Annotated in this window: 11 protein-coding genes; 5 read left to right on the top strand and 6 right to left on the bottom strand. The window is 67.3% G+C overall.

Translation table 11 applies throughout. The annotated features are described in order from the left end of the window. A partial coding sequence (locus AC1DU4_RS16300) for a 3-ketosteroid-9-alpha-monooxygenase, oxygenase component (protein WP_477841487.1) occupies positions 1–878 on the top strand: 878 nt, incomplete at its 5' end. 179 nt (positions 879–1,057) lie between these two features. Continuing rightward, complete coding sequence (locus AC1DU4_RS16295; RefSeq protein WP_477841485.1) at positions 1,058–1,696, top strand: GAP family protein; 639 nt, start codon at positions 1,058–1,060, stop codon at positions 1,694–1,696. A gap of 54 nt (positions 1,697–1,750) precedes the next feature. On the opposite strand, the gene AC1DU4_RS16290 is transcribed toward AC1DU4_RS16295, so the two are convergent. The 3 genes from AC1DU4_RS16290 to AC1DU4_RS16280 all read right to left on the bottom strand — a co-directional run bounded on the left by AC1DU4_RS16290 (position 1,751) and on the right by AC1DU4_RS16280 (position 3,342). Beyond that, on the bottom strand, positions 1,751–2,305 hold the full coding sequence (locus AC1DU4_RS16290; RefSeq protein WP_477841483.1) for a TIGR03086 family metal-binding protein: 555 nt from the start codon (positions 2,303–2,305) through the stop codon (positions 1,751–1,753). Between the two features lie 131 nt (positions 2,306–2,436). Next, the gene (locus AC1DU4_RS16285; RefSeq protein ID WP_477841481.1) at positions 2,437–2,916 is read right to left on the bottom strand and encodes a hypothetical protein; all 480 of its coding nucleotides are present in this window, start codon (positions 2,914–2,916) and stop codon (positions 2,437–2,439) included. 96 nt (positions 2,917–3,012) lie between these two features. Then, complete coding sequence (locus AC1DU4_RS16280) at positions 3,013–3,342, bottom strand: UBP-type zinc finger domain-containing protein (protein ID WP_477641509.1); 330 nt, start codon at positions 3,340–3,342, stop codon at positions 3,013–3,015. Between the two features lie 65 nt (positions 3,343–3,407). Between AC1DU4_RS16280 and AC1DU4_RS16275 the strand changes: the two genes are divergently transcribed. Further along, positions 3,408–5,006 (top strand): Na+/H+ antiporter, encoded by a 1,599-nt coding sequence (locus tag AC1DU4_RS16275; protein WP_477841479.1) that lies wholly within the window; start codon positions 3,408–3,410, stop codon positions 5,004–5,006. A 45-nt stretch (positions 5,007–5,051) separates the two neighbouring features. Here AC1DU4_RS16275 and AC1DU4_RS16270 read toward each other — a convergent pair whose 3' ends face one another. Continuing rightward, positions 5,052–6,032 carry a LysR family transcriptional regulator gene (locus AC1DU4_RS16270; protein WP_477841477.1) on the bottom strand — a complete coding sequence of 327 codons (981 nt, stop codon included), beginning with the start codon at positions 6,030–6,032 and terminating at the stop codon, positions 5,052–5,054. Positions 6,033–6,155: 123 nt separating this feature from the next. Between AC1DU4_RS16270 and AC1DU4_RS16265 the strand changes: the two genes are divergently transcribed. Both AC1DU4_RS16265 and AC1DU4_RS16260 read left to right on the top strand, forming a co-directional pair. Then, positions 6,156–7,451 (top strand): MFS transporter, encoded by a 1,296-nt coding sequence (locus AC1DU4_RS16265; RefSeq protein WP_477841475.1) that lies wholly within the window; start codon positions 6,156–6,158, stop codon positions 7,449–7,451. Between the two features lie 38 nt (positions 7,452–7,489). Further along, positions 7,490–8,032: a hypothetical protein gene (locus AC1DU4_RS16260; protein ID WP_477841473.1), complete on the top strand. Its 543-nt coding sequence runs from the start codon at positions 7,490–7,492 to the stop codon at positions 8,030–8,032. A gap of 273 nt (positions 8,033–8,305) precedes the next feature. Here the strand turns inward: AC1DU4_RS16260 and AC1DU4_RS16255 are convergent, their stop codons facing one another. Together AC1DU4_RS16255 and AC1DU4_RS16250 are read right to left on the bottom strand one after the other, a co-directional pair. Beyond that, the gene (locus AC1DU4_RS16255) at positions 8,306–8,545 is read right to left on the bottom strand and encodes a hypothetical protein (RefSeq protein ID WP_477841471.1); all 240 of its coding nucleotides are present in this window, start codon (positions 8,543–8,545) and stop codon (positions 8,306–8,308) included. A 333-nt stretch (positions 8,546–8,878) separates the two neighbouring features. Then, complete coding sequence (locus AC1DU4_RS16250; protein ID WP_477841469.1) at positions 8,879–9,898, bottom strand: hypothetical protein; 1,020 nt, start codon at positions 9,896–9,898, stop codon at positions 8,879–8,881. Between the last annotated feature and the right edge of the window lie 419 nt (positions 9,899–10,317).

Raw genomic sequence — 10,317 nt, 5'->3', positions numbered from 1 at the left:
GGGCCGGCAACGGCAAGTGCAGCGGCATCCCGTACGCGCGCCGGGTGCCGCCGCTGGCGAAGACCCGGTCCTGGCCGACCCTCGAGCGCAACGGTCAGCTGTTCGTCTGGCACGACCCGCAGGGCAGCACGCCCACCGACGAGGTGACGATCCCGGAGATCGAGGGCTACGGCACCGACGAGTGGACCGACTGGACGTGGAAGACGTTGCTGGTGGAGGGCTCGCACTGCCGCGAGATCGTCGACAACGTGGTGGACATGGCGCACTTCTACTACGTGCACTACGCCTTCCCCCGCTACTTCAAGAACGTCTTCGAGGGACACGTCGCGACCCAGTACATGAATTCGACTCCGCGGCACGATGTCTCGGTGGGCACCAGCTACGACGACCCGAACTCCAGCCTCCGGTCGGACGCCTCGTACTTCGGCCCGTCGTACATGATCGACTGGCTGTTCAGCGACACGCAGGGCACGACCATCGAGACGGTGCTCATCAACTGCCACTACCCGGTCTCCGACAACTCCTTCGTGCTGCAGTACGGCGCGATGGTCAAGAAGCCCGAGGACATGTCCGACGAGGACGCCGCGGATCTGGTCAAGCAGTTCGCGGAGGGTGTCGAGATCGGCTTCGAGCAGGATGTCGAGATCTGGAAAAACAAGTCGCCCATCGACAACCCGCTCCTCTCCGAGGAGGACGGCCCCGTCTACCAGCTTCGCCGCTGGTACAAGCAGTTCTACGTGGACGTCGAGGACGTCACCGAGGACATGACCGCGCGGTTCGAGTTCGAGATCGACACCGACCGGGCAGTCAAGAGCTGGGAGGAGGAGGTGGCCGAGAACGTAGCGAACGGTGTCACTCCGGTGCGGGTGGACGCCTGAGCTCGACCGCGAGAAGGTTCTTCGGCGTACGTCGCTCGTCGACAGCTACGGCGGCGACCGCCGCTCGAGCTGCGACTGCGCGTAGATTTCGGGGCTGACACCTCCGGACCTTCGGGCGTGCACGTCGAAGGGATCCTCCGCTGCTACTCCAGGCCATCGGGTCCTCGCTGCCGGCTGCGTTGGCGATCGCGCTCAGTCCGTTTCCGGTGATCGGCGTGGTGCTGCTCCTGGCCGGCAGGCATGGCGGCCGCAACGGCGTGCTGTTTGCGGTCGGGTGGGTCGCCGGCCTCACGGCGGTGGCCGCGCTCGTGCTGGCGACCCTCTCCGGCGCCGACGACCCGGACAGCACGTCGGCGGCGATCGCCGACTGGCTGCGGGTGTTCGCCGGAGCCGCACTCATCGCGGTGGGGGTGCGCAAGTGGGGGACCCGACCGCGCGCCGGCGCCGAGGTCGATCCCCCGGATTGGATGGCCTCGCTCGGCGACGCGACGGCGCAACGCTCCCTGCTACTCGGCGCGTTGCTGTCCGGCACCAACCCGAAGAACTTCGTACTCACGGCGGCGGCGACCGCCGAGATCATCGAAACCGGAGTGCACGGCGGCGATCTCGTCATCGCGGTGATCGGCTTCGTAGCCCTCGGCTCTTGCATCGTGGTCGGCGCGGTCATCGCGCACTTCGTCGGCGGGCAACGCGCGGCCTCTTTGCTGGACTCCGTGCGTGAGTTCATGGTCGCGAACAACACCGTGATCATGGTGCTGGTGCTGCTCATCATGGGCGCCAATGTTCTCGGCGAAGGGCTTGCGGGACTTGGTCGTTGACGATGCCCGCCTCGCCTCTGGGCCGGCCCCACAACCCTTCGATGCAGGGGCCGCTCAGCCGGGTGTGCGTCCCAGCAGTGCCACGAGCCGGTCGATCGGCGGTGCGGTCGGCGCGACCGGCTGAGGCGGCGCAAAGGGTGACCTGCCGTCGGGTATCGAGCCGACGGCGGCCACGGAGAAGTGCCACGCCCGCTCGGCGATCCCGTCGTCCCACTCGACGTCCTGCCCCGACGCGGTCGCGATGTCCCAGCCGTGCACGAGAACTTCCACCGCACCCAGCCCCAAGGCGACCGCCGCGGGCACCGTCCCGAAAGGGACGGTGACAGTCTTGTCCGCCGCTCCCGGCGCGCTCACCCCGGCGACCAACCGGGCGGCCGCCCTCCGGTATGCCTCGAGTTGGCTGGCATCGGCTCCGCCGGCGGTCTCGTCAGGCGYCGCACCGAACGCGTCCGCGTACCTGGTCAGGGATCCGACGAGGTGTCGAGTCACGTCACCGGTCGACCACGACTGGCATGGCGTTTCCCCACTCCACTGGCCCTCGCGAACCCCGGCGACGATGGTGTCCGTGATGGCGACGGCACCGATCAGATCGTCGACCTGAGTAGTCATCATGACCTCCTAGGGAGGCTCAGGACTTCGTTGTCGGCCTGCCCACCACTCGATTCGAGCCGGCAGGCTTTCCGTGACGAACATCGGTCGCGTCGCTCGCTGGTCCGACCGCCCGTCAGGCGGCCTCCAGTTCACTGTTCTGGCGTCTGAGTGTGCTTTCCGCTCGCGCCGCCGTTGCGAGCTTCGATGGCCTCGACGGACTTCCTGAACGGCTTTCCCAGGACGCGGGTGCCGAAGACTCCGAGCACGCCCGCGAGAAGCCGTCCCCTGAGGTTCTTGCCGTCGCGGACAATGACTGCATCCACCTCGGTCTCACCTGTGGGCTGCTGAGTGAGGGTGTAGGTGTGCCCCGAGGCACCACCCCACAGGTTGGAGTCGGTGGTCCTCATCACGACGCGATGGGGGTCTGTCCAGTCGTAGTGCAGGGTTTCCCAGATACCGTTCGAGCCCTCCGTGACATCGGCGTCGTGGGGGCCCTCGTGGTGCACCTTGAGATAGCTGTCTGCGCTGTTGCCGAAGATTTCCTCGCGACCCGGCCCGAAGTCGGTGAGACCGGCAAGGACCTGCTCGGGCGTCGCGGTGGTCGTCTGGTGGAGATGGATCGTTGTCATGGCGGCTTCCTTGACACTGGGATGATCCGCTCCGGTCCTGAAGGCCGGGGGAGGTGACATCTCCAGCACACCACGCGTCGCGGTGGGCGTCCAGGGTCAGCCCATCTCGGCGTGCCGGTAGCACCAACGCCACGCCTCGCCCGGCTCGTGCGAGCGCATGACGGGGTGTCCCGTCTGCTCGAAATGCGCGGTCGCGTGCCGGTGGGGACTCGAGTCGCAACATCCGACGTGGCCGCAGGTGAGACAGATCCGCAGGTGCGCCCAGTTCTGCTCACCGAGCGCCGCGCATTCCTCGCAGAGACCGGGCGTGCGCGGCTCAGGGTCCGGTCCGGTGGCCGCGGCGAGTTCGTCGCAGGACCCGGCGGTGGCCGGACCCGGGGATCCCGCTCGGATGCGGTCAGCCGCGCGTCGCAGAACTCTCTTCATCACCTCCCATCCTGCATGCTGCAGGGTGGGATATCTACACATCCGACCGCTGGACGGAGACCGCCGTGAACGTGGCCCTGCTCGCCGTCGCGGTGGCGGCGTTGCTCACCGCCGCCGTCGCGCGGCGCTTGAACTGGTCGGCGCCGCTGCTGCTGGTCCCGGTCGGACTGGCCGGGTCGCAGATCCCCGGACTCCCCGACACCGCACTCGATCCCGATCTCGTGTTGTACGCAGTACTACCGCCGCTGCTCTACTCGGCCGCGCTCGACAGTTCCTCGCTTGCGATGCGCCGCAATGCGCGCTCGATCGGGCTGCTGGCGGTCGGGCTGCCGCTGGCCACCACCGCCGTTGTCGGGGTCGTCGCGTACCTCACCATTCCCCAGTTTCCGTTGGCCGCCGCGCTGGTACTCGGGGCGGTCGTGGCCCCGCCGGATGCGGTGTCCGCCAGCGCGATCGGACGGCGTCTCGGCCTGCCGCGACGGATCATGACACTGCTCGGCGGCGAAAGCCTGCTCAACGACGCGACCGCGCTCACCGCGTACCGTGTCGCACTCGCCGCCGCGGTCGGCACCGGCGTGACCCTGGCGGAGGGGGTGCGCACCTTCCTCGGCGCCGCGGTCGGCGGCACGCTGATCGGCATCGGTGTGGGAATCGTCGTGGCCGCGATCCGTTCGCGGCTCTCGGATCCGGTGATGGAGAGCGGGATCGGGCTCCTGGTCCCATTCGTCGCGTACCTGGCGGCCGAGGAGGTGCACAGTTCCGGTGTGATCGCGGTCGTTGTCGCCGGCCTGTATCTGGGCCAGCGGTCGACTCGCGCCGGGTACGCGACTCGCCTGCAGGACACCGCGGTGTGGAAGGCCGTCGACGTCGTCCTCGAATCTTTCGTCTTCCTGCTGATCGGACTGCAACTGCCGAGCGTCGTACAGGGGCTCCACGGCCGCAGTGTGGAACAAGTCGTGGGCGCCTCCGTCGCCGTGCTCGTCGCGGTCATCGCCGTCCGGCTGCTCTGGGTCTACCCCGCGACCTACCTCCCCCGTCTGCTGTCCGGGCGGATCCGCGAGCGGGAGCCGGCACCGCCTCCCCGCGGGGTGTTCGTGGTCGCGTGGTCCGGAATGCGCGGTGTGGTCTCACTTGCTGCCGCATTCGCGATCCCGCTGAYCGTCAATTCGGGCGACCCATTCCCTGAGCGCGACATGATCCTGTTCATCACCTTCGCCGTCGTGGTCGGCACCCTTCTCCTGCACGGGCTGACCCTGCCGTGGCTGATCACCCGACTGGGGGTCGACAACGAAGAAGAACACCGCAAGGACGCGCTGGCCCTGGCCGCCGCACAGGACAAGGCCGCACGGGCCGCAACGGAGGTGCTCGACAGCCTGGTCGCAAACGCCGACGGAGACCCCGCCGCCGTCCGGGAGCGGGCCGCGGAGATCCTCCGTACCTGGAGCGAGCACCGCGCCCACGCGGCATGGGAGCGACTCGGGCGCAGTGAGGCCGAGTTGGGCGAGAGCCCCTCCGCCGCGTTCCGCGCACTGCGTCTGCAGATGCTGGATACCGAGCGAGGCATCTTCATCGCAGAGCGGGACAACGGACGAATAGACGACGAGGTACTGCGGCAGGTGCTGCGCGAACTCGACCTGGAGGAGGCGACCCTGAACCGGGAGTAGGACCGGACCGTGCCTGTCAGAGACACCCCCGTCTGGATCCGGAACCTACCGTCGCTGCCCCTTCTCCTCCGCTGGATTGCCGCCGTCGGTACGGCGTGGGGTCGTCGCCCAGGACGGGCGCCAGGTCGTCTCCGGAAGCGGTGCGAGGCCTCCGAAGTGGTTGACGATCGCCCGAAGCCCGGGGTGCGGATTCGACCTGGGGAGGATGAGCGAAAGCGGATATGCGAGTGTCGGATTCACGATCGGGATGCGGCGTAGGTCGTGGTTCGTCGGCCAGATGTACCGATCGCGTGCCCCGACAAGGGTGGCCACGTCTGCGGAGTCCGCGAGGGTGTCCAGGAGTACCTCGTCGCCGAAGTGCGGGCCGGCCGCGTCGATGCTGAGGTCGAATTCGGTGACGAGCTGGTCGTAGAACTCCGCCCATTCGGTGCGCGGCGCGATACCCGGCACCCAGATCCGATGCCGGCGCAGCTGTGGCGGCGTCAGTGTTCGTGCGGAGGCAAGAGGATGCCTCGGGCCGACAAGGAGTTCCAGCGGGGAGTCGAACGCGTGGATCATCTGCACGTCGCGCGGCAGCGTGGCCGGATCGGTGACCGTGCGGAACGAGGCGTCGATGTCACCGGCCTCGACAGCGGCGACCGCCACGTGTGGATCGTTGACCTTGAGGGTCACCACGTCGAGGTCGGTTCCGGGATGCGACCGCCAGTAGTCGTGCAGGACGACGGCCTGCGCGGACCGCAGACCGAGGACGTCGATCCGAAGGGCCCGCGAGCCCGGCCTGATCGCGGTGACGGCACGATCGACACCCGTGACGATGCCTCGTGCGTGAGGAAGAAACGCCTGGCCGTCGAGAGTCAGCTCGACTCCCCGGGCGGTACGGGTGAACAAGCGGACCTCGAGCTCCCGCTCCAGCGTCGCGATCCGCTTGGATACGGCCTGTTGCGTCACGCCCAGCTCGTTGGCCGCGTGCTGCAGCTGTCCGAGCTCGGCCGCCCGGACGAACGATCGCACTGCCTCGGTGTCCATCGGCTCAGCCTATGCATGCCCAACTGTTCATTGTGGCTCGCCGGGAAACGGTTGTTTGATCCCGAGCCGGGACCGCTGATGTGATTCGGCAGACCCAAACATCGGTTGTCGTAAAGGAGACGCGTGCGCGTGCAGTTGGGACGCAGCTTCGGCTGGCTGTGGTCGGCCTACGCCGTCAGCACCTACGGCACGTGGATCGCCTTCGGGGCGTTCCCGCTCATCGCGGTGCAGGTGCTGCACTCGCCCGCATTCGCCGTCTCGCTCCTCGATGCGGCCGGGCTCGCCGTCGCGGCGATCGTGGCGGTCCCGCTCGGGCCGTGGGTCGAACACCGGGCCAAACGGCCGGTGATGGTCGCGACGGACCTGGCCCGGTTCCTCGCGATGGCGAGCATTCCGATCGCGTACTTCCTCGGCTTGCTGACCTACGGCCAACTGCTGGTCGTCTCGGCCATCTCGGGAGCCTCGAGCATCGTCTTCACCGCCGCCTCCGGCGCGTACCTGAAGCACCTCGTCCGCAGCGATCACCTCCTGGTCGCGAACGGACGATTCGAAGGCACGAGCTGGGTGGCGACCGCGGCCGGCCCGCCCCTCGGCGGCGCGCTCCTCGGGCTGCTCGGCCCGGTCGTCACCGTCGCCGTCGACGCCCTCAGCTTTCTGCTGTCCGCACTCGGGGTCCGCCGCATCCGTGGAGACGATGTCGCAGCGCCCCGCGACCCGGCCGCCGAGTTGCGTGCCACCGACCTTCTGGACGGCTGGCGATTCATCCTCCACGACCGCGTCCTACGGCGCCTGTTCCTGAACTCGGTGACAGTCAGCGGCCTGATCATGGCCACCGTCCCGCTCCTGGCCGTCCTCCTGCTGGGCGAATACCACTTCCCCGCTTGGCAATACGGTCTCGCCTTCGGCATCCCTGCCCTCGGCGGGTTTGCGGGCGCCCGCCTCTCCGCGCGCCTGGTCGCCCGCTACGGCCGACACCGGGTCATGACCGTCTCCGGCTGGCTGCGCTCGATCTTCCCGCTCGGACTCGCCTTCACCCAACCCGGCATGGCCGGCCTCCTCACGGTGATCGTCGTCGAGGGCCTGCTGATCACCTGCATGGGCATCTTCAACCCCGTCAACGCGACAGAACGCCTGCAACGCACCCCCGCCGATTACGCCGCTCGAGTCCTGACTGCATGGAGTGTCAGCACCAAGCTCGCCCAGGCCATCCTGATGGTGACCTGGGGCGCCCTCGCCACACTCACCAGCCCGCTGGCCGCGATCACCATGTCTGGCGTTCTCCTGCTCGCCACCCCGCTCCTGCTGCCCAAGCGGACGCAGATGCGCGAACGCCGCCCGGCTCGTGCGGTGATCGCACCTGAGGCACCCGCGCCGCCGGTTCGGACCGGCAATTCGCACAATTCAGCAATACAGGGTTGAGGCGTAATGAACACGGGGCACCGCACGATGCTTAGGACATGTCAATTACACATAGAACTGCCTCGGCCACAGTTACCGCGCTCATCGGCGCTGCGATGGTCGTTGCGGCGCCAGGCGTAGCCGGCGCCACCGACGCGGCCGACCCCTGCCAGCTCGGCTGGTCGAACGTGGGACCACGAACGTGCGCCCAGGCACCCGTCAACATGGCCCCGGTGTGGACTCTGGGAAATGGCATCTGCGCCGGCATGCTGACCGCCTCCGGGACAGCGTTCGACGGACCCCTGGGGAAATACTCCGAGGTGCCGGGGGCTGTGCATTCCGTCGAATTGCGAATCGCGCAGGGCTTCTCGCCTTTGGGCGAGTGGGCGCCGACCGTCCTGGCCTGCGACGTAACTGCGGTCGTCGATTGGCGGAACCTCGACACCGGTCAAAGCGGCACGGTGAGTCGGTACGTACCCGCCGCCAACACGAGTTCCCGGCCGATGGACGTGCAGGTCGGTACGGGCCCGGGACGGGTTCAGCTCACCATGCGGACCGACCGCCCGAGCGTTCCGGTTTCGACGGAGGTCGTCGTCCCCTGACGCACGTCGCCGCGTAGCGCGACCTCCCGCCCGGTCGGCCCGGCGACTTCAGACACCCACAGGGTGCCATTTGCGAGGTCGCCGGGCGACGCGCCGGCAAAGCCGCGCGGCAACATGCTGCGTGGTTGGGACAACGTCGGTGTCGAACGAGGTCGTAATTGGTTGCAGCCGTCGACAAATGGATAGCCCTCTACAACAGTTGTCGATAGCACTCGACCATCGGGATGCCCAGCCCGACGACAACGAGCTGTCACTTCCTGCGCCAGGCCAAGCCTATTGACCCCGTGTCCACCATCCGTGGGGAACCTCCGACCTCAGGCCTGCCGCAACCTCACGCGCCTGCTCCGTTTTGGCCAGCACCGCCGCTACGTACCTCGCCAACGCATCAGCCACCTCGAGCATCTTGCAGATCTCCTGCTCGGCGGTGAGGTTCGGAGGCAGGTCATGACCGTTCACGGCGAGGTTCGTGGGCCCGTTCGTGGTGATGTTGTATTTGCGGGTCGCGCCAATCACGTACGCCTCCTTCTCCGGTCCAGGCCGAACGGACATCCCCGACGCGGCCTGTCTTTCATGTGGGTTGGAAGTCGCACGGCTGGACGGCCATGAAACCAATCATAGATTGAAAACCTTATACAGCTCAGTATTCAAATACAAGCGCCTCGAACATTCGGGGCGTGCTCGTGTCGGGAACTGCGCGTCAATCGGCCGGCGAGTGCGCTCGGTGGTCCCGGGCGGGTTGCCGAGCCTGGGACTGGGCAGACAGGACAGGCAATTGGCCGACCGACAACCAACCTACTTCCAAGCAGAGCCCTGCATATTAATGCGTATCAATTATTCTCGAGATATCTAGACCTTTTCCCAGCGTTCATCCTGGCGGCGCCACAGGCTCGGCTCGTCGTCAATGAAGGCCGCATCGTCGCCAAACCACCAAGTGGTGTCGGGATCCCAACCGGCCAGCACGGTCGCACCCGCATTCTCGGACAGGGGGATTGTGATACCGGGCGTCGACAAGTACCCGTGCAGGCTGAGATGCGCTGCGTCGTAGTCCTCAGCCACCGCGGCCCAGTCGGGGATGAACCAGTCGCGATACTCGCCTGTTGTCTCGAACCAGACGGAACGCCTCGACTCAGGCACGGCCAGTGGGTACGCGTCGACCAGGGCCGACCAGTCCGTCGGATTCGAGATCTCGTACACCCGAGGCGATTTGCGAACGCGAACGGGCCAGACGCGTGCTTCACCTCCGCCGGATGAATCCTCTTCCAGCAGCAGCTCAAGTGCGCCGATGCCGTCTCGCGCCCTGCTCGTGACAAGGGTGTTGCTGGTCGCCGGTGTGGACCACCACTCGCCGTCCACTCTGCTGGCGGGATGGGTAGATCGATGCTCTCGAAACCACGCCTCCTGCTTCCGGACGCGCTCTCGCCACTGGTCGAGGTCGGATTCCGAACGCCGATATGGCGCAGTCGATTCCGGCCACTCCACACACGCCGGTGGATGTGCGACCATGCGCTGACTGTCGTGGTCCACAGGCTCGCCCCACCACGCTGCGTGCCGGGAGGCCAGGACAGCGGTGGCGATCGGATGCAGGGACGCCGTGATGTCCGGGCGGGCGTACATCACGTCGTCCTCGTCTGGTGGCTGCCAGTATCGCGCGACGTCCGCGGCGTGCCCGAATGCGTCGAGCAGGTCCATCTCGGACAGCTCGGCCACCGCCGCGACGTCGACTGCTTCGATCACTTCGCGCGCATCTTCGGGCGACCGTGGCCAGCCGTAGCGGGTCGCTCGCTCGTCTGTGCTGCACATGTACGCGACGTTCGCGCAAAGGAAGCGGCCGCGGGGTGATGCGAGAGTGAGTGCGACCAAGTCCATGAATGGACGCTACCGGACGACCATCGCCTACCTGTGTCCTGCGACAACAACTCTCGGCTCGGCGGCGGCTGACGCTCGCGCCGGAATCTGAGACAAGCACCTGCGAGAACAGGCGCATTGAGACGAATTTGAGCGCCGGAGGACGAGGCAGGTTGAATAGGCCAAGCCTTCCCTCCGCCGTCGGTGTCGGTCGACCGCGCGCGGCGGACCGGGCACCCACCTACGCTGGAGAGGTGAATCAGGCGCAGCGTCAGCCCCGAGAGTCTTGAAAAAACGTGTGATCGCGTTCGATCGCGACACGAACACGTGGTCCCACCCGGGGCCTGTCCTGGCGGTTCGGCTGCGCAAGGTTCAATCGAGCGGCGATTGCCACCCTCAAGCAGTTCGTCGCGAACCCGCCAGACGATCTGGCGGCGCGA

It is taken from the genome of Rhodococcus sp. P4_F5 (assembly GCF_056401315.1).
The sequence above is the reverse complement of the archived record's forward strand: the minus strand, read 5'-3'. Positions and strand labels throughout refer to the sequence as shown.